General features: G+C 68.5%; 14 protein-coding genes and 1 tRNA gene. 6 read left to right on the top strand and 9 right to left on the bottom strand.

Annotated elements, in window-relative coordinates:
* Positions 1-25: 25 nt before the first annotated feature.
* Entirely contained in the window at positions 26-997 is a 972-nt protein-coding gene (locus G528_RS0109920) for an ABC-2 transporter permease (RefSeq protein ID WP_026918830.1), read from the top strand.
* Here G528_RS0109920 and G528_RS0109925 read toward each other — a convergent pair.
* From G528_RS0109925 to G528_RS0109940, 4 genes are all read right to left on the bottom strand, one after another.
* A complete protein-coding gene (locus G528_RS0109925) occupies positions 990-1,733 on the bottom strand; it encodes an NAD-dependent deacylase (RefSeq protein WP_051198639.1) in 744 nt (247 codons plus the stop codon). The genes G528_RS0109920 and G528_RS0109925 overlap by 8 nt on opposite strands.
* A complete protein-coding gene (locus G528_RS0109930; protein ID WP_026918832.1) occupies positions 1,730-2,155 on the bottom strand; it encodes an HIT family protein in 426 nt (141 codons plus the stop codon). Before G528_RS0109930 ends, G528_RS0109925 begins: the two co-directional genes overlap by 4 nt.
* 80 nt (positions 2,156-2,235) lie before the next feature.
* Positions 2,236-2,625, bottom strand: coding sequence for a DUF4189 domain-containing protein (locus G528_RS0109935; protein WP_026918833.1), 390 nt, complete (start codon positions 2,623-2,625; stop codon positions 2,236-2,238).
* Positions 2,626-2,655: 30 nt separating this feature from the next.
* The gene (locus tag G528_RS0109940; RefSeq protein WP_026918834.1) at positions 2,656-3,447 is read right to left on the bottom strand and encodes an LppX_LprAFG lipoprotein; all 792 of its coding nucleotides are present in this window, start codon (positions 3,445-3,447) and stop codon (positions 2,656-2,658) included.
* A gap of 366 nt (positions 3,448-3,813) precedes the next feature.
* On the opposite strand from G528_RS0109940, the gene G528_RS0109945 reads away from it, so the two are divergent.
* Together G528_RS0109945 and acpS are read left to right on the top strand one after the other, a co-directional pair.
* Complete coding sequence (locus G528_RS0109945; RefSeq protein ID WP_026918835.1) at positions 3,814-13,113, top strand: type I polyketide synthase; 9,300 nt, start codon at positions 3,814-3,816, stop codon at positions 13,111-13,113.
* Positions 13,110-13,499, top strand: a complete 390-nt coding sequence (acpS, locus tag G528_RS0109950) for a holo-ACP synthase AcpS (protein WP_026918836.1) — start codon at positions 13,110-13,112, stop codon at positions 13,497-13,499. The genes G528_RS0109945 and acpS overlap by 4 nt, the downstream gene beginning before the upstream one ends.
* A gap of 24 nt (positions 13,500-13,523) precedes the next feature.
* Here acpS and G528_RS0109955 read toward each other — a convergent pair whose 3' ends face one another.
* Positions 13,524-14,159 carry a TetR/AcrR family transcriptional regulator gene (locus tag G528_RS0109955; RefSeq protein ID WP_026918837.1) on the bottom strand — a complete coding sequence of 212 codons (636 nt, stop codon included), beginning with the start codon at positions 14,157-14,159 and terminating at the stop codon, positions 13,524-13,526.
* Positions 14,160-14,176: 17 nt separating this feature from the next.
* Positions 14,177-14,650 carry a thioredoxin-dependent thiol peroxidase gene (bcp, locus tag G528_RS0109960; RefSeq protein ID WP_026918838.1) on the bottom strand — a complete coding sequence of 158 codons (474 nt, stop codon included), beginning with the start codon at positions 14,648-14,650 and terminating at the stop codon, positions 14,177-14,179.
* A gap of 96 nt (positions 14,651-14,746) precedes the next feature.
* Here bcp and G528_RS0109965 point away from each other — a divergent pair, with 96 nt between their 5' ends.
* Complete coding sequence (locus G528_RS0109965; protein ID WP_026918839.1) at positions 14,747-14,968, top strand: DUF3618 domain-containing protein; 222 nt, start codon at positions 14,747-14,749, stop codon at positions 14,966-14,968.
* 133 nt (positions 14,969-15,101) lie between these two features.
* A tRNA-Lys gene (locus tag G528_RS0109970) sits at positions 15,102-15,174 on the top strand.
* 457 nt (positions 15,175-15,631) lie between these two features.
* Here G528_RS0109970 and G528_RS18440 read toward each other — a convergent pair.
* From G528_RS18440 to G528_RS0109990, 3 genes are all read right to left on the bottom strand, one after another.
* The gene (locus G528_RS18440; RefSeq protein WP_156890414.1) at positions 15,632-16,216 is read right to left on the bottom strand and encodes a hypothetical protein; all 585 of its coding nucleotides are present in this window, start codon (positions 16,214-16,216) and stop codon (positions 15,632-15,634) included.
* A gap of 649 nt (positions 16,217-16,865) precedes the next feature.
* The gene (locus tag G528_RS18445; protein WP_156890415.1) at positions 16,866-17,450 is read right to left on the bottom strand and encodes a hypothetical protein; all 585 of its coding nucleotides are present in this window, start codon (positions 17,448-17,450) and stop codon (positions 16,866-16,868) included.
* Between the two features lie 477 nt (positions 17,451-17,927).
* Positions 17,928-18,398, bottom strand: coding sequence for a nuclear transport factor 2 family protein (locus G528_RS0109990; RefSeq protein ID WP_026918840.1), 471 nt, complete (start codon positions 18,396-18,398; stop codon positions 17,928-17,930).
* 224 nt (positions 18,399-18,622) lie between these two features.
* Between G528_RS0109990 and G528_RS0109995 the strand changes: the two genes are divergently transcribed.
* Positions 18,623-19,840, top strand: coding sequence for a L,D-transpeptidase (locus tag G528_RS0109995; protein WP_035719648.1), 1,218 nt, complete (start codon positions 18,623-18,625; stop codon positions 19,838-19,840).
* Positions 19,841-19,988: the final 148 nt, after the last annotated feature.

A 19,988-nucleotide genomic window follows, 5' to 3' on the forward strand; every position in this document is an offset into this window, starting at 1 on the left:
GCAGCTGCGCTGAGAATGGAGTCCCATGTCGTCGACGACGAAGAAGCTCGCCGGTGCCGTCGCCGGTCTGGCCGTGGTGATCCCACTGATCCTGCTGATGTTCATCGGTCCGGCGTCGCGTGGCGCGCCGCACGACCTGCCGATCGGGGTCGCCGGACCCCAGCAGGCCGTCGACCGCGTCGCCGCCGAACTCGGCGAGCGGCAGCCGGGCGCCTTCGACGTCCGCGGTTTCCGCACCGCCGACCACCTCGAGGAGGCCGTGCGCGACCGCGAGGTGTACGGGGGGTTCGTGTTCGGGCCGTCACCGCGGACGGTGATCGCGACGGGCGCGAGCCCGATCGTCGCGACGATGCTGACCCAGATCGGTGAGTCGATCGGGACGGCGCCCGCCGAACCGCGCCCGGTCGCCGATGTGGCGCCGCCCGCCCCCGACGATCCGCGCAGCACGGGATTCAACTCACTGGTGATCCCCGTGTTCATGGCTGGAATGGGTCTCGGGATCGTGGCCGTCCTGATCGGTCGACGTCGTCGGGTGATGGCGGCGGTGCTGCCGATCGGGGCGGCGGCGGTCGGGGCCACCGCGATCGGTCTGGTGATGGTGATGGGGGTCCTCGACGGCGGATTCTGGCCGATGTGGCTGGCGATGGCGGTGGGCATCTGGGCGATCGGTGCGGTGGTGGCCGGCGTGGTCTCGGTGATGGGGATGCCCGGCCTCGGCGTCGTGGCGCTCGTGCTGATGATCGTCGGTATGCCGCTCGCCGGCACGGCCGCACCCCCGGAGTTCCTCCCCTCGTTCTGGGCGACGGTCGGTCAGTCGCTCCCGCTGGGGGCCACCGGAACCGCGCTGCGCAGCGCAGCGTTCTTCGCGCCGTCGGGTCTGGTCGGCGCCGGTGCCGGCGTCGCCTTCGGCGTGCTCGTCGCGTGGCTCGTCGTCGGCTACGCGCTGATGGCGGTGCGGGCGCGAACCGAGCCCGCACCCGAGGAGGCCGTCAGGTGATGCGGGGGAGCGCCGCGGCCGCCGTGCCCGGGACATGGACGTCGGCGATCGCGGTGACCGCGGACGGGTCGGGATTCACCTCGACGATCGGCGTGCCGGCGTGCGCGGCGCGCTCGGGGAGCATCGCCGCCGGGTGCACCACGCCGCTCGTGCCGACGACGATCATGAGGTCGCAGGCGTCGACGGCGCGCTCGGCATCGGCCCACTGATCGCCGGGCAGCATCTCGCCGAACCACACCACGTCGGGTCGCAGGCTCGCGCCGCACAGCGGACAGGACGGCCTGGGCTCGGTGAGCATGTCGGTCGGGGATCCCCGACGTCCGCATCCCGAACACCGCGGTGTCGTCAGATCGCCGTGCAGGTGGCTGACGATCGTCGAGCCCGCGCGTTCATGCAGATCGTCGACGTTCTGGGTGACGATGTGAACGCCGCCGCCGACGGCCGCCCGGTTGCGGTGGAGATCGGCGAGGGCCCGGTGCCCGGCGTTGGGCGTCACCGTGCGCAGGCGGTCGGCCCTGTCGCGGTACCACCCCCAGACCAGGTCGGGATCGCGTGCCCAGCCCTCGGGCGTCGCCAGATCCTCGGGACTGTGCTCGGCCCACAGTCCGGTCAGCGCGTCGCGGAACGTCGGGATCCCGCTCTCCGCCGACATGCCGGCACCGGAGAACACGCAGATGTCACGGGCGTCGGCGATCAGGGCGGACGCGCGGGCGATCGTGTCGGAGTCGGCGCTCACCGGTGTGCCTCCACTGCTGCGCGCAACTCCGCGGCGACCGAATCGAGGTCGCCGGACCGGCGGCTCAGCAGGCCCTTGACGAAGCTCACCCGGTCGCCGGTGCGTCGGGGAACCACATGCAGGTGGGAGTGGAAGACGGTTTGGAACGCGGCGCGACCGTCGTTCATCGCGAGGTTGACGCCGTCCGCGCCGAACCCGGGACTCGACATGGCGCCGGCGATCCGCGCTCCGGCCGCGAACATGCGACCGCCGACCTCGGGGTCGAGGTCGGCCAGCCGCGACGAGTGACGTCGCGGGACGACGAGGGTGTGACCCCGAGTGACCGGCGAGCGGTCGAGGAAGGCGACGACATCGTCGTCGGCGTACACCACGTGGGCGGGGGACGTCCCCGCGACGATGGCGCAGAAGATGCACTCGCTCATGGCGTCGAGCCTATCGGGAGAGCGGATGCGGCGGCCCGCGTCCGATCTCGGACGCGGGCCGCCGGACGGTGTGGGACGGATCAGGAGTGACCCGACGTGCACAGCCAGTCGTAGACGTAGCCGCCCTCGGAGTAGTAGATGGCGTTCGCCTGGGCGGTGTAGAGGTCGGCGGCCGCTCCGTAACCCCAGTAGCTGGTGCCCTTCGCGATGGCGCCGCAGCCGTTGGTCATCCGGGTGACCACCCGGCAGTCGGTGTAGCCGCAGGCGCCGTTGGCGGCACGGTTGGCGCTGACCGCGTCGGGGTAGTCCCAGGCGCGCCCGGTGGCGCCCGTGGACGGTGACAGGGACAGGGCTCCGTAGTAGTTCACGGCGGCGGCCGGTGCCGGGTCGACGGTGGCGGACACGGTCAGTCCGGCGCCGACTCCGGCGACCACCATCGTGACGGCGGCCAGACGTTGACGAATTCTCATGACGTTCTCTCTTCGTGGGGGTCGGCTGCGTCAGGCTGCCGGTTCGCGGGTGGGCTGGCTGGGATCGGTCGACGTGGGCTTCTTGCTCGGTCTCTTGACGTCCTTCGGCTTGGAGACCTCGACCTTCTTGTCGAAATCGGAGAGCGTGACGGTGAGCGACGCGTCCTTTGCCGGGGCGGCCTCGACGCGCAGGACGTGGTTGCTGCCGTCCTTGGCGACCCAGACGGTCACCGGGATCTCCTCGTCGATGCCCTTGGCCTTCTCGGAGAGGCCGGTCAGCCCCGACAGGTCGGCTGCGGCGACCGTTCCGGTGATCTTGGTGGCCTCGGTGCCGTCGACGGCCTCGGTGCCGTCCTCGGCGGCGCCGTCGATGCTCCGCAGCACCGCGGGCACGCCCTTCTCGTCGTCGAGGACCTTGGAGACGTCGTAGATGGATCGTCCGTCGCCGTAGTCGATGTAGCCCTGGTCGTCGATGTCGGCGTACATGCGGCCGTCCACGTACACGAACGGCGCCTTCGTCGACTTCTGGCCCATGGTGAGCGTCGCGGTGCCTTCGCCGACGATCTCGGGTTTGGTCTGGACGTCGGCCTCGACCGAGGACGCGTTGAGGCTCTGGAGTTTGCCGTCGACCGTGATCTGCAGGTGGGCGCCGGTGAGGGCGGCGGTGGCGTCGGCGGCCGCGTTGAGGGTCGACGCTGCGCCGGGGTCGGACGAGGCGGGGGCGTCGCCGTCGGCGTCGCTGTCGGAGCAGCCGGTGAGCGCGACGGACCCGGCGACCGCGAGTGCTGCGGCGAGGGCCGCGAATCTCTTCGAACGTTTCATCGGCGATGTGCCTCCTGTGTCTGTGGAAGCGACCGCGGTGGCCGTCGGCGCCGGGCGGCGTCGGCGGGGTCCGGGTGGACCGTCGCATCGGTATGGAAACGGACAGTACAGGCACGGGTCGGTGGTGGCGGCGTCTTGTCGGTCACGTGGATGAGGTGGCGAAACACGGAGTGTCGATGTGACGACTGTCACGAAGATTTCCTCCCGTGCAGGTCTATTCGGTTACCCGCGGGTCTACCAGCGGGTATACCCGCCGGTCGGGAGCAAACATGAGGGAAACCTCATGTTTGTGTGCCACCATGGCGACATTCCGACGACCAGAGCGTCCGACCAGCGTGTCCCGCACCCCACTCGACAGGAGAGCCTGTGACCCTCGACCAGTACCGCCCCGGAGCCCACACCGACCGCACCGATCCCGGCAGCCTTCTCGACCGACTGATCGCCGGTGAGAGCTACGCGATCTGCTTCGGCGGACAGGGCGGGGCGTGGCTGCCGACGCTCACCGAACTCGTCGCCGACGCCGACCTCGGGCAGACGATCGCCGGAATCGTCGCCACCGCGCAGGAGACCCTCGAACCGGTGACGGAGCAGCTCGCCGCCGCGGGCGCCGACCGATTCGACCCCCTCACCTGGGTCCGCGCACACGCCGACGACCGTCCGGTGCCGTCCGAGGGCGAGCTCACCGACGCCGTCCTCTCGCTGCCGGGCATCCTGCTGACCCAGATCGCGGCCGTGGCGAACCTCGGCAAGCAGGGGCTCGACACGGCGGTGCTGCCGCCCAGCGCCGTCATCGGCCACTCGCAGGGACTGCTGGCCGGTGAGGCGGTCACGGCCGACGGCCAGCTCCCCGAAGTGCCCGACGCCGACCTCCTCGCGGTCGCCCAGCTGATCGGCGCGGCCGCGACCGTGGTGAGCCGCCGCCGCGGCATCCTCGCCGCAGGCGGTGCGGCACCGATGACCGCGTTCTCCGGGGCGCGAGTGGAGCGGATCCGCGAGGCTCTCGACGACTACGTCTCCGGCCGTCCCGCCGACACCGTCGGTCTGCCGACCGTCGCGATCGTCAACTCGCGACGGTCCGCGGTGATCGCCGGGTCGCCCCGGGAACTGGCCGGCTTCGCGGCGCACTGCGATCTGCGCGCCGCGGACGAGGCCGACGCACGTACTCGGAAGATCACCGGCGGCACACCGTTCGCACCGGTGTACGAGGACCTCGCCGTCACCGTGCCGTTCCACCACCCCGATCTGGCTCCCGCCGTCGACCTCGTGGAGCAGTGGGCACAGCTCTGCGGGCTCGACACCGAGTTCGCCCGCCGCATCGCCGCCGCCGTCCTCGTCGACCCCGTCGACTGGGTCGAACTCGTCGGCGACGTCGTCGACTCCGGTGCGCGGTGGCTCATCGACTTCGGGCCGTCCGATCTCGCGTCACGGCTCTCGGCTCCGACGCTGCGCGGTCAGGGGGTCGGCGTCGTCGCGGCCGCCACCCGCGGCGGACAGCGCAATCTCTTCGTTCCCGGCAGCGCGCCAGAAGTGTCGCGCCGGTGGTCGGTGTTCGCGCCGCGCCTGGTCCGTCTGCCCGACGGCCGCACGGTGGTCGACACCGCGTTCACCAGGCTCACCGGACGGTCGCCGATCCTGCTGGCGGGCATGACGCCGACGACCGTCGACCCCGCCATCGTTGCGGCGGCTGCGAATGCCGGGCACTGGGCCGAGCTCGCCGGCGGCGGTCAGGTCACCGAGGAGATCTTCGAGGCGACCGTCGAGCGGTTGACCGATCTGCTCGACGACGGTCGGCAGGTGCAGTTCAACTCCCTGTTCCTCGACCCCTACCTGTGGAAGCTGCAGCTCGGCGGCAAGAAGCTGGTGCAGCGGGCGCGGGCGAACGGGGCCCCCTTCGACGGGGTCATCGTCACCGCGGGCATCCCCGAACTCGAGGAGGCCGTCGCACTCGTCGACGAGTTCGTCGAGGCCGGCCTGCATCACGTGGCATTCAAACCGGGCACCGTGGACCAGATCCGACAGGTCGTGCGCATCGCCCTCCAGGTTCCGCACGTTCCGCTGATCGTCCAGGTGGAGGGGGGCCGCGCGGGCGGCCACCACTCATGGGAGGACCTCGACGATCTGCTGCTGGCCACGTACGCGGAGCTCCGCGACCGCCCCAACGTGGTCCTGTGCGTCGGCGGCGGGATCGGGACGCCCGAGCGGGCCGCCGACTACCTGACGGGACGCTGGTCGACCGCGCACGGATACCCGGCGATGCCGCTCGACGGCGTCCTCGTGGGGACGGCCGCGATGGCGACGCGTGAGGCGACCACGGCGCCCGAGGTGAAGCGACTCCTCGTCGAGACTCAGGGGTGTGAGACGTGGATCGGTGCGGGCCGCTCGGAGGCGGGCATGGCGTCGGGGCGCAGTCAGCTCGGCGCCGACATCCATGAGATCGACAACTCGGCGTCGCGGTGCGGACGGCTGCTCGACGAGGTCGCCGGCGACGCCGCAGCCGTCGCCGACCGCCGCGACGAGATCATCGCGGCACTCGCGTCGACGGCCAAACCATACTTCGGCGACGTCGCGACCATGACCTACCGCGACTGGCTGACGCGGTACGCGGACCTCGCCGTCGGCGTCGACGGCGACCACCCCTGGGCCGACATCACCTGGGAGCGGCGCTTCGTCGACATGCTCCGGCGCACCGAGGCCCGGATGTCCGACCTCGACTCGGGGCGGTTCCCCTCCGCATTCGGCGACCGGATCGCCGAACCGCATGCGGCGATCGCCGCGCTGGCGCGGACGCACCCCGCCGTCGACGTGGACGTCCTGCATCCCGCCGACGTCGCCTTCTTCCTGGAGCTGTGCCGCACGCCGGGCAAGCCGGTGAACTTCGTCCCCGTCATCGACAAGGACGTCCGCCGCTGGTACCGCAGCGACTCGCTGTGGCAGGCGCACGATGCGCGCTACTCCGCCGACGAGGTGTGCATCATCCCGGGCACCGTGTCCGTCGCCGGCATCACCGAGGCCGACGAGCCCGTCGGCGCGCTGCTCGACCGTTTCGAGGCGCGGGTCGGCGCCGATCTCGCCGAGACCGGCGAACACGTCTGGCCGGTGCGGTCGCGCCGCAGCGCGGGGCTCGCGGACCGTGCCGACGCCCTGGCGGTGCTCATCGAGGCGGACGACGTGCACTGGGCCGGGCGGCAGGCCCGCAATCCGATCGCGCTGCTCGGCGACCGTGACCGTTGGCAGATCTTCGACGGTGTCTACGCCGAACATGCGGTGACCGGCGCGTTCCTCGCACAGATTCCCGACGACGCCGTCGAGGGACCGGTCGACGGGGTGCGGATGGATCTGGCGGTGCCGGTCGCGGGGAGCATCCTGCGGATCCCGTTCACCGTCGACGCGGGCGTCGTCGACGGCGGCAGTCCGCGCGTGTCCGTCGACCACGCGGCCGGCGCGATGACGGATCTGCTGGCTGTCGCGGCGGGCGGATCCCTGCTGGACGCCGCGTCCGGTGAGGTCACCGCGACCGTCCGGTGGAACGCCGACTCGATCGCCGACCACTCCGGGGTCACCGCATCCGGACTGCCCGGTTCGCTGGCTCCGACGACGCCGACGTCGCCCAACGGCTTCGCCGTCCCCGACACCCTGGTGGCGGCGTGCTGGCCGAGTGTGTTCAGCGTGCTCGGCGCCGCACGGACCGCCGACGGTATGCCCGTCGTCGAGGGGTTGCTCGACCTCGTCCATCTCGACCACGCCGTGGAGGTGCTCGGCGAGATCCCCGTCGACGACACCGACCTCACGGTGACCGCGCGGGTCATCGACGTGCAGGACACGGCCGTGGGCCGCGTCGTCGAGGTGCGCGTCGGCATCGCCGACGTGGCCGAGCTGCGGGAGCGGTTCGCGATCCGCGGCCGCACCGGCGCAGCGCCTCTCGCCGACCCGGTGCGGGCGGGTGGGGCTCCGCGCGACGAGCGCGCCGGCACCCGGCGTCATCTGCGGTCGGTGACGCTCACCGCCCCGCAGCGCATGAACGGATTCGCCGGCGTCTCCGGCGATCGCAATCCGATCCACACAGATGCCATCGCGGCACGCCTGGCCGGTCTCGGCGAGCCGATCGTCCACGGGATGTGGCTCTCGGCGGCCGCACAGCAGGTCGTCGTCGCGGCCGACCGCGACGAGCCGGTGCCCGCCCCGCGAGCGATCCTCGGGTGGACCGCGCGCTACCTGGGCATGGTCCGACTCGGCGACGCCGTCGACATCCGGGTCGATCGCGTCGGACTCGACGCCGGCCGCGAGACCGTGGAACTGACCGCCAGCGTCGACGGTGAGCTGGTGATGGCGGCGTCCGCACTGCTCGACGCTCCGCGGACCGTGTACGCATTCCCGGGTCAGGGGATCCAGTACCGCGGCATGGGTCTGGACGCGCGGTCGCGGTCGGCGGCCGCACGCGAGGTCTGGGACCGCGCCGACCGCCATACCCGCGACGCGCTGGGCTTCTCGATCCTCGCCGTGGTCCGTGACAATCCGACCACTCTCGTCGCTCGCGGCGAGACGTATCACCACCCGGACGGCGTCCTCTTCCTCACTCAGTTCACGCAGGTGGCGATGGCGACGCTCGGCGTCGCGCAGATCGCGGAGCTGCGGGAGGCGGGTGCATTCGTCGAGGGCGCGATCACGTGCGGGCACTCGGTGGGCGAGTACAACGCCCTGGCCGCGTGCGCAGGCGTGCTCCCGCTCGAGGCCGTCCTGGACGTCGTGTTCCAGCGCGGCAGCGCCATGCACCACCTCGTGCCGCGTGACGAGAGGGGCCGCTCCCGCTATCGGATGGCCGCGATCCGGCCGAGCCAGTTCGGCCTCGCCGACGCCGATGTGGAGGCCTTCGTGGCCTCGGTGGGCGCGGACGCCGACGAATATCTCGAAGTGGTGAACCTCAACCTGCTGGGGTCGCAGTACGCGATCGCGGGCACGGTGGAGGGACTGGCGGCCCTCGAGACGGAGATCGAACGCCGGGTCGCCGAGTTCGGGGGCAAACGCGCCTTCATCCTGGTGCCGGGCATCGACGTCCCGTTCCATTCGTCCGTGCTCCGTTCGGGTGTTCCGGAGTTCCGGGACCGCCTCGACGAGTTGCTGCCCGCCGACATCGATCCGGAGATCCTCGTCGACCGCTACGTGCCGAACCTGGTGCCGCGCATGTTCTCGCTCGATCGCGCGTTCGTCGCCGAGATCGCCGATCTCGTCCCGTCCGAGCCGCTGGACGCCGTCCTCGCCGACTGGGAGTCGTGGACCGCGCGCCCGTCGGCGCTCACGCGGGTGATCCTCATCGAGCTGCTCGCGTGGCAGTTCGCCAGTCCGGTCCGCTGGATCGAGACCCAGGATCTGCTGTTCACGCCGACCGAACGGGGCGGCGCCGGAGTGGAGCGGTTCGTCGAGGTGGGCGTCAAGAACGCGCCGACTCTCAGCGGTCTGGCCCGCAACACCCTCAAGCTGCCGGAGTACGCCGAGGCGGTCGCGCAGGTGTGCAACGTCGAGGCCGACGCCGCGGTCCTGTTGGCGCAGGACACGGCACCGGAGCCCGAAGACGAGGCGGTGGAGGGAGAACCGACCGCCGATGCGTCGACGACCGCCGCCGACGCACCTGCGGCGGCTCCCGCTCCCGCGGCTGCGCCCGCGGCCGCTGCCGGACCCCGCCCCGACGACATCGCGTTCGGTCCCGCCGACGCGGTCCGCGCCGTGATCGCACTGTGGACCAAGATGACGCCCGAACAGATCGGTCCGGCCGACACCATCGAGTCGTTGTGCGACGGCGTCTCGTCGCGACGGAACCAGCTGTTGCTCGACGTCGGCACCGAACTCGGTCTCGGCGCCATCGACGGTGCCGCCGAAGCCGATATGGCCGAGCTCGCCGCGACGGTCGGCACGCTGGCGCGCGGCTACCGGCCGTTGGGCGCCGTGCTCTCCGATGCGGTCGGCGACCAGATCCGCAAGATCGCGGGACCGGTCGGTAAACGCGCCTCGACCGTCACCGAGCGCGTCACCGGTGCGTGGGACCTCGGCGACGGCTGGGCCACCCACACGCTGGTCGCCCTCGCCCTCGGTTCGCGGGACGGAGTCAGCGTCCGCGGCGGCGACCTCGGAGATCTGCTGGAGGGCGCGATCGCCTCGGCTGCGGACCTCGATGCGGCGATCGACCGCGCGGTGCGAAGTGTCGGCCGTGCGCGCGGGATCAGCGTGGAGCTGCCGGCCGCGGCGACGTCCGCGGGCGCGACGGTCGACGCCGCGGCGCTCGGTGAGTTCGCCGACCGGATCACCGGCCGCGACGGCGTGTTGGCGCGGGCCGCGTACACGGTGCTCGACGAGTTGGGGCTGACCGAGTCGGTCGACGCCGCGGCGGTGCTCGACGACCCGAACGCCGCGCTGGCGGACCTGGTCTCCGAGGAACTCGGCAGCGACTGGCAACGGACCGTGGCACCGGCATTCGACGCCGATCGGGCCGTGCTGTTCGACGATCGGTGGGCCAGTGCCCGCGAGGATCTGGCTCGCCTGTGGCTTCGGCCGGCGAGTCAGGTGCACGATCGGCATCTCGAGATCGTCGCGTCGATGACCGGCGCCGGCGACCAGGTGGCGGAGCACGCCACGTGGTGGCAGGGCAAGGCGTTGGCCCTGGGCCACCAGGAGCACTCCGCGCTGTTCGCCGCGATCGCCGAATCGGCGCAGAAGCCCGACACCGGCGAGTTCGCCGACGACATCGCGGTCGTGACCGGTGCATCGAAGGACTCGATCGCGGCCGCCGTCGTCGCCCGGCTGCTCGCGGGTGGTGCCACCGTCGTCGCGACGACGTCCCGGCTCACCGACGACCGTGTCGCGTTCTACCGTGAGCTGTACCGCACCCATGCCCGTTTCGACGCGGCGCTGTGGGTGGTGCCGGCGAACCTCGCCTCGTATCGAGACGTCGACGCGTTGACCGACTGGCTGGGCAGTGAGCAGACCGAGAATCTGGGTGCCAGCACCGCAGTGGTGAAACCGGTCATGGCGCCGACGGTGCTCTTCCCGTTCGCCGCCCCGCGCGTGGCCGGCGACCTCGTGGACGCCGGAGCGCGCGCGGAACTGGAGATGAAGGTCCTCCTCTGGTCGGTGGAGCGCCTGATCGCGGGGCTGGGCGGCATCGGGGCCGACCACGACATCGCCGGCCGTCTGCACGTGGTTCTTCCGGGGTCGCCGAACCGCGGCATGTTCGGCGGCGACGGCGCGTACGGCGAGGCGAAGGCGGCGCTCGACGCCCTCGTCAAACGCTGGGGTGCCGAGGAGTCGTGGAATCGACGCACGACCCTCGCCCACGCCCTCATCGGCTGGGTGCGGGGAACCGGACTCATGGGCCACAACGACGGCCTGGTCGACGCGGTGGAGGCCGCGGGGGTCACCACGTGGAGCACCGCCGAGATGGCGGACGCGCTGGTCGATCTCTGTTCGGCGTCGGCGCGGGCTCGGGCGGCCGAGGAGCCGCTGCGTGCCGATCTGACCGCGGGACTCGATCCCGAAGCGATCGATCTGCGCGCACTGGCTGCTGACGCGGCGGCGTCGGAGACCGCTGACGACACGGTCGCCGGAGACGGGGGCACTGCAGACGGGGGCACTGCAGACGGGGGCATCGCAGACGGTGGCACTGCAGACGGTGGCACTGCAGACGGGGAGACCGACTCCGATCGGGCCGTCAGCGTCTCGGCGCTGCCGGCTCCGGCGCGTGCCGAGACGCCGCTGCGGCACGACTGGCCGCAGGTCGATGCCCGTCCGGACGAGCTCGTGGTCATCGTCGGTGCCGGCGAGGTGGGCCCGTACGGGTCGGCCCGCACCCGGTTCGAGATGGAGGTCGACGAGCGACTGTCGGCCGCGGGCGTTCTGGAACTGGCGTGGACGACGGGCCTGGTGACCTGGGAGGAGACTCCCAAGGCCGGGTGGTACGACGTGGAGACCGGCGACCCGGTCGACGAGGCCGACATCGCCGAGCGCTACCACGACGAGGTCGTCGCTCGGTGCGGGATCCGCCGCTACGTCGACGACGGGGCGATGGAGGACAACACCTCTCCGTTGCTGGAGTCGGTCTTCCTCGACCGGGATCTGACTTTCACCGTCCCGAGCAAGGCCGTGGCGCGGGAGTTCGCGTCCGCGGACCCCGAGCGCACCCGGATCACCCCGAACGCCGACACCGGCGACTGGACTGTCACGCGCGCCGCTGGGACCGAGATCCGCGTTCCTCGACGGATGCGCCTGTCGCGCACCGTCGGCGGACAGATCCCCACCGGATTCGATCCGGTCCGCTGGGGTGTGTCGCCCGACATGGCCGAGTCGGTGGACCGGGTCGCACTGTGGAATCTCGTCGCCACCGTCGACGCGTTCATCACCGCGGGATTCTCTCCGGCGGAACTGATGCGGTGGGTGCACCCGGGTCTCGTCGCGAACACGCAGGGCACCGGCATGGGAGGCATGACCTCCATGCGGTCGCTGTACGTCGACACGCTCCTCGGCGAGTCGAAGGCCAACGACATCCTGCAGGAGGCGCTCCCGAACGTCGTCGCGGCCCACGTGGTGCAGTCGTACATCGGCAGCTACGGCGCGATGATCCACCCGGTGGCGGCGTGCGCCACGGCGGCCGTCTCCGTCGAGGAGGGCGCCGACAAGATCCGGTTGGGCAAGGCGCTGTTCGCGGTCGCCGGCGGATTCGACGACCTCGGCATCGAGGGGATCGTCGGCTTCGGTGACATGTCGGCGACCGCCGACTCGGCGGCCATGGCCGCCAAGGGCATCGACGAGCGCCGCTTCTCGCGCGCCAACGACCGGCGTCGCGGAGGCTTCGTCGAATCGGCGGGCGGCGGCACCGTGCTGCTGGCCCGCGGCGACGTCGCCGCACAGATGGGCCTCCCGGTCCTCGGCGTGGTGGCGTGGGCGCAGAGCTTCGGCGACGGCGTCCACACGTCGATCCCGGCGCCCGGGCTGGGCGCGCTCGGCGCGGCGCGCGGCGAGAAGCTCTCACCGCTGGCGACCTCGCTGGCCTCGCTCGGCGTGAGCGCCGATGACGTGGCTGTGGTGTCGAAGCACGACACCTCGACGCGGGCCAACGACCCCAACGAGTCCGAACTGCATGAGCGGCTCGCCGAGGCGATCGGCCGCACCACCGGTGCGCCGCTGTTCGTGGTGTCGCAGAAGACCCTCACCGGCCACGCGAAGGGCGGGGCGGCCGCCTTCCAACTCATCGGCCTGTGCCAGGTCCTCCGCGACGGTGTCATCCCGCCGAACCGGAGCCTCGACTGCGTCGACGAGGCGATGCGGGAGTACCCGCATCTCGTGTGGCCGCGGACGCCGCTGCGGATGGGGGAGCGGTTCCCGCTCAAGGCGGGGCTGCTCACGTCGCTCGGCTTCGGTCACGTGTCCGGACTCATCGCGGTGGTCCACCCGGAGGCCTTCGTGGCCTCGCTGCCGAGCGACGAGCGTGACGACTACCGGGCCCGCAGTGCGGAGCGTCTCCGCGCCGGTCGACAGCGTCTGCTGGAGGCCATGCACGGCGGTGAGGCCGCCTACGCTCGTCCGGCCGGGCGCCGACTGGGCGACGGCGATGAGCACACGGCGGAGGCCGGCTTGCTGCTCGATCCGGACGTGCGCCTCGCGGCGAGCGGTGAGTACCGGTGAGCATCGTCGGCATCGGGATCGACCTGGTGACAATCTCGGAGTTCGCCGACCAACTCGGCAGGCCGGGGACCACGCTGCCCGCCCGCTTCACGGTGGGCGAGCGGCGTGACTCGGCGGAGCGGACCGGCGACGACGCCCGGCACCTCGCCGCACGGTGGGCGGCCAGGGAGGCCGTGATCAAGGCGTGGTCTTCGAGCCGCTTCGGTTTGCCGCCGCTGCTGCCGGAGTCGGCGGTGAACGATGTGGAGGTGCTCTCCGATGCGCACGGGCGGCCGCGGATCCGGCTGCACGGCGAGATCGCCGACGCGCTCGCCGGGTGCCGCATCCACGTGTCGTTGACGCATGACGGCGACACTGCGGGCGCGGTCGCCGTGATCGAGGACTAGCGTCCTCGCCGCGGGCGGAGTCGGTCAGCTCTGGCCGGCGACCTCTTCGAGCATCAGGTAGCCGGCGAACATCCGTTTGAGCTCGTGGACGATCTGATCGTGGTCGTGGCCGTCGCGCACCGAGAAGCTGAGCACCGAGTAGGCGGTGTGGACGAGGACTTCGGCCATCATCGCGCGGCGCTCACGCTGCTCGGGTGTCAGCGGTGCGAGGATCCGGGCGACCTGCTCGGCGAGGATGCGTTCGTTGATCGCGGCGGTGGCCCGGGTGGCGGGCGTCGACTGCACGGCCAGCCACACCGCCCGCCGCGAGGGGTCGGTGCGCCACAGCTCTGCGAGGTGGTCGAGGAACCGTTCGAGCAGCTCGGGCCATTTCAATGAGGGCACCACTGACGCGAAGGCGTTCAACTCGTCGCGGACGGCGCTGATGTCGCGCCGGTCGAGTTCGCACACGACCACGTACTTGTTCGCGAAGTACTGGTAGATCGTGCCGATGGGCAGATCGGCGCGCGCCGCGATCTGCTCGCACGTCAACGATTCGAAACCCACGTCGATCAGCACGTCGCGGGCTGCGGTGAGGATGGCGTCGAACGTGCGTCGGCTGCGTTCCTGTGTCGGCCGCTTGCGGGGGACGAGCGGCTCGGAGGATCCGTGTTCGGACATCGGGGGACGATCTGCGGTCAGATCGACAGGTCCCGGCGAAGCTTGGCGACGTGACCGGTGGCCCGGACGTTGTACTGCGCGGCGCCGATGGTGCCGTCGGCCTCGACGAGGAACGTCGACCGGATCACCCCGGTGACGACCTTCCCGTACAGCTTCTTCTCACCGAACGCGCCCCACGCGGTGAGCACCTCCTTGTCGGGGTCCGACAGCAGCGGGAACGTCAGCTCGTCGCGCTCGACGAACTTCGCCAGTTTCTCGGGCTTGTCCGGCGAGATGCCGATGACGTCGATGCCCTGGCCGTTCAGTTCGGCGAGGTTGTCGCGGAAGTCGCATGCCTGCTTGGTGCAGCCCGGCGTCATCGCCGCGGGGTAGAAGTACACGATGACCTGGCGTCCCGCGTAGTCCCGGAGCGCGACCGGTGCACCGGTCGCGTCGGGGAGGGTGAAGTCAGGGGCTTTGTCACCGACCGTGAGTCGTCCTTGCGCAGACATACCGCCAGGCTATCGGATTCATCTCGGGGCTCGACTCTGTAGGCTCGAACCGTTGTAATGCGTGAGATCTGAATCGCCTCAGAACGGAGAAGCACAGTGGCCGACGACACCGACCGCATCGAGCAGGAGATCGCCAAGGCTCGCGAGGAGCTGGCGGGAACTCTCGACCAGCTCGCCGAGCGCGCCAATCCGCAGCGCCTCGCGGGGGACGCCAAGGTCCACGCCCTCGCACTGGTGAACCGACCGGCCGTCAAATACTCCCTCATGGGCGTCGGTGGGGTGCTCGCGATCCTGGTGGTCCGCAAGATCGTCAGCTGACCGACGTTCTTTGCTGCGCTGCGGTGCGAAAACGGGACTGACCTGCCGATTTTTCATCGGGCCGGGCATGGTGTTACTGTTTCTCCCGCAAGGTCGCAGCGGTTCGAGCCGCCGCGGCGATGCAGCAAGTCCAGCGCCATTAGCTCAAGTGGTAGAGCAACTGACTCTTAATCAGTGGGTTCGGGGTTCGAGTCCCTGATGGCGCACCGAAACACCAGGTCAAGTCCTCTCCGGAGAAGTCCGGAGGGGACTTTTCTCGTTCCGCGGGCCACCGGTGCGTGACGGAGACGGCGGCCCGAGGTCATCGGTGGGGAGGTCGCGCGCCGTCTGCCGTTTCACAGCGGGGCCACGAAGTCCGGCATAGGGAGCCCCCGCATCGAGCCCTGGGACTTCGTGTGCGGCACGAACATGCCGTGCCGGTCTGGGACCTTGCCGGTGATACGGATCATCGTCGGAGAATCGCCGCCAGCCCATCGAATTGCGTCTTCTGGAAGGCGATGACCTCGCTGGCGCGGCCACCTGACCCGCTGGTCGCCGGCTGATGATGACACGACCGTCGTCGACGATGACTCGTTCACGGTCGCCGAGACCGGCGAGTACGTGATCGCCGCAGGCGTGCGACTCCCGCCCTCAGGATGAGGCCGGGGCGTCTACCGACTCAATTCATCCTCCGCCTACCGGGGAATAGGGGGTCTGGCGAATCTGCTCGACTACATCGGCGATGGAACTCGACTCGGGGTCTCGTCTAATCTGTGCCAGCTGTTCTGAGGAGATTGCTGTACCGGCCCATTGGACGTACCAAGTGTCAGCACCATCTACAACTCTCGCGAGAAACATCAGATATGTGGCACCTATGGTGAACAGTTCCTCATCCAGGGGAGTGCAGCCCTCCATCCCGTCCTGAAGTACGTCGAATCTTCCCGAGAGATTGCCTCGAAGGTTGACCTCGACATCGGCCGCGTACGTTGTCCTCGGGTAAGGGCGTTTTTTCGTGTCGACCTCCTTTGTGATTTGGCCAATGAGGATTTCTTGCGATGAAGCGGTGCGTGCCCGTAGATCGGTATCAAAGTCGACAGCCGGAACTTCGTCTATATAGGCGTTGCATATATCGACCCCACCTGAGATGTATTTTTTCGCAATAATTACGGCAGATGTCGATGCCGCAATCAAGATCACTGCAGCGATTCTCGACGCCACGATGATGGCGCGTCTCCTGTCCGTCTTCTTTTTCAATGCGCCGACTTTCATCTAGTGTCTCCTTCTCACTGTGGTGGTGTCGAGGCCTGTCGGTTTGCTGGGGACATATGCTGGATCGAGTGTTGCGTCCATGAGTGCCCCGTCGCAGGTGCGTCGCGGTGTCCACTGTGGTCGAACGACCTTCGCTATCCCGGAAGACGTAGGCTTAACACCAGGAATCGGTCCATGTCTGCCCGACTGCCGGACGTTCCTTCATCGTTGAGCCAGATCAACTGGACAGCAACGAAGTTTCTGCCGACTGGCAGCAGGACTTTTAAGTCGACTCGAATGCTCCTCACGTGATTGCATCGGGTTCTACCGGATTCTCATTCCAGGCGATCAGCATTGGATTCAGTGGGGCCGAGGCCTGAGTCAGTGAAACACCAGCGGGGGTGTTCGGGAGAGGAACGAGGACGCTGTTACCAAAGGTTCCACCAGTTACAGTTCGATCGGTAGAAGGCGCCGAACCCTCCAGGTTTGAGGTGTGTTAAGTTTCTGCAAGCGCGGCCGAGAAGTAGTGTAAGCGCGAGAATGGGTAAGTAGGAGGACGGTGGTCTTCTTCCCCATTCCAATATCATAAAAATCGGAATCAACCCAATGGCGCAAAAAATTCTCGCTGGTGTTTCTTGGGTCCTTTCGGTCTGTGGTTATAGTATTTCACTTACCCTCCGCCTACCGGGGAATAGGGGGTCTGACGAATCTGTTCGACTACATCGGCGATGGAACTCGACTCGGGGTCTCGCCTGATCTGCGCCAGCTGTTCTGATGAGATTGCTGTACCGGCCCAGAGGACGTACCCAGTCGTGACTTCACGGTCAACCCTTGAAAGAAACATGAGGTACGCATCGCCGGCGGAGAACAGGCTTTCGTTTTGTGGATTGCATCCCTCGACTCCGTTCTGAATTACGTCAAATCTCCCCGAAAGGTCGCCTCGGAAGTTGATTTCTACGTTCGCGGCATACGTCGTCTCTGGAAAGAGATCCCTTTTTGTGTCGGTCTCCTTTACGATCCGTGCGATGACGATGTCTTGTGATGAAGCGGTGTGTGCTCGTAGATCGGTATCAAAGTCGACGGCCGGAACTTCGTCGATATAGGCGTTGCATATATCGACCCCACCTGGGGTGAATTTTTTCGCAATAATTAAGGCGGATGTCAATCCCGCGATCAAGACCACTGCAGCGATTCTCGACGCCACGATGATGGCGCGTCTCCTGTCCGTCTTCTTTTTCACTGCGCCGACTTTCATCTAGTGGTACCTCCTCATTGCGGTGGTGTCGACGGATGTCGGGCCGCTGGGGGTACGTGCTGAATCAAGGGTATTATGCGCTGATCTCGGCTCAGTCTCGCGCTTGTGGAATTTTTGACGGGGGCGAGTCGGTGATCTTCGTAAATTCTTACGTCCCGTTAACCTGTTTGTGTCTGCCGTACTCATCATCGCCACAGCGACACTGTCGTGGGCTTGGGCGACGCGATGTCGATTCTCACTCACTCCGACTGCGGTTTGATGCAGGCTCGTATGCGCTTTTGTGAGCGCCACCGTCCCGGAGCCTCCCTGGACGACGTGATTGCAGGAGTGTGCGCGGGTGGTGTGCCGGCTCGGTGGCCAGGCCTCATCCCATTGCTCTGAAGTGAAACGAGTTCAGACGGGTCCGCCGGCCGTCGACCCGCCTGGCATGGACGGGAATCGGCGAAGCAAGCAGGCGTGTTCCGCTCCTGTGCGCGGTCAGTCGCGCACGGCGGGACCGGGCGTGATCTGCCAGCCGCCGGCGGAGAGCGAGCCGATCGCCTCGAAGGTGCGGTCGTAGCCGGTAGCACTGATCCGCCAGCCGCCGTCGGTGCGGCGGTACTCGTCGCGGAAGAAGGCGGCGCCGACGATCATCACGTCGTGGTCGGGGACCAGGACCCGATCCTGCAGATACCAGCTGCCGGTCGCGGAGTCGCCGTCGATGCGGAGGATCGGATGATCGACGCGGTGTTCGATGATCAACGTTCCGCTCATCGCGGTCGACAGATAGTCGATGACGGCGTCGCGGCCGGTGAACGACAGCGTCCGCCCGCCGAGCGAGGTGCCGTAGTCGGTGACGACGTCCTCGGTGAGGGTGTCGGCGAGCGCCGTCCAGTCACGGGTGTCGACGGCCCGCAGGTAGCGGTACTTGAGCTCCTCGATCTCGCGGATCGGGTCGGCGTCGGTCATGGGGGCGGACCTCCTTCGGCGGCCACGCTACAGGCGGGGCGTCGCTCGACACCGCGTTTCGGCGACCCACCAGGGGCTTCGCGAAAGTGTTACAGATCCATCGAATGAATGACGTGTGATCTTCCACTCCGTGTGCGGGTGGGAGATGTCAGCATTTCCTCGTACAATGGTCAACCGGAGCAGGGTCCGTTTCCGGGGCCCGAAATGAGCAGTTCAGGAGCACAATGCGTTTTCGGCGAATCCGCGAGACTCGACTCGGATCCAGAGCGGCGGTGGGACTCGTCCTGATGTCGACCGTGGCACTGGTCGCGTCGTGCAGCAGTTACGACAACGAAGTCCACGCCAACGGCGAGTTCGGCGACATGATCAAGCCCGCGATCTCGTTCACCTCGGGCGTCGAGGGTGATGCGAAGCCCCTGACGAAGGGGGAGGTCGGCGTCCTTCCGGGACGTCCGATCGTCGTCAAGGCCACCGAGGGAAGCCTCGCCGAGGTGACCATCCCGACCCGCAGCAAGAAGCCGGTCGAGGGGACCTTCAGCGACGACCACACCACGTGGACCAGTACGGAGTCGTTCGGGTACGACCGCAAGTACACGGTCACCGCCCGTGCGATCGGCGTCGGCGGCGAGACGGTCAGCAAGACCAACTTCGTCACCCGCGCGCCCAGCAACCTCACTCAGGCCTACATCAGTCCGCCCGACGGTGAGACCGTCGGCGTGGCGCAGACGGTCGGCGTCCGTTTCGACGAATCGATCCCGAACCGCAAGGCTGCGCAGAACGCGATCAAGATCACGACCACCCCGAAGGTCGAGGGTGCGTTCTACTGGATCAGCGACCAGGAGGTTCGCTGGCGTCCCGAGAAGTTCTGGAAGTCCGGCACCAAGGTGAACGTCAAGGTCAACACCTTCGGCATCGATCTGGGCAAGGGACTGTTCGGCCAGGAGAACCAGGAGTCCAGCTTCAAGGTCGGCCGCGAGATGGAACTCGTCGCCGACGACAACACCAAGACGGTGACCGTGAAGCGTGACGGAAGGGTCATCCGGAGCATGCCGACGTCGATGGGCAAGGGTGACACCCCGACCGACAACGGCATCTACATCATCGGTGACCGGCTCGACCACATCATCATGGACTCGTCCACCTACGGCGTTCCGACGAACTCGGCCGACGGATACCGCACACCGGTCGACTATGCGACGCAGATGTCGTACAGCGGCATCTACCTGCACTCGGCACCGTGGTCGATGTGGGCGCAAGGCAACACGAACACGAGCCACGGTTGCCTCAACCTCAGCCCGGACGACGCCCTGTGGATCAAGACCAACACGCTGCGCGGCGACCCGGTGACGGTCAAGAACACCAGCGGGCCGGAACTCCCCGGCACCGACGGGCTCGGCGACTGGAACATCCCGTGGTCGACCTGGAAGAAGGGCAACGCCTGACCGTCCGATCTCTGATCGCCCGGTGACGGTGGTGGACGGCAGCATCCTGCGGTCCGCCACCGTTTTTGCCGTCGGGCACTGTGCCATTGGTCGATGTTAGTATCTGCGGTGGAATTTCGACCGGCGCGAGTTCGGTCGACCAGACACA

It is taken from the genome of Gordonia shandongensis DSM 45094, assembly GCF_000423025.1.
In the GTDB taxonomy this organism is placed as follows: Bacteria; Actinomycetota; Actinomycetes; order Mycobacteriales; family Mycobacteriaceae; genus Gordonia; species Gordonia shandongensis.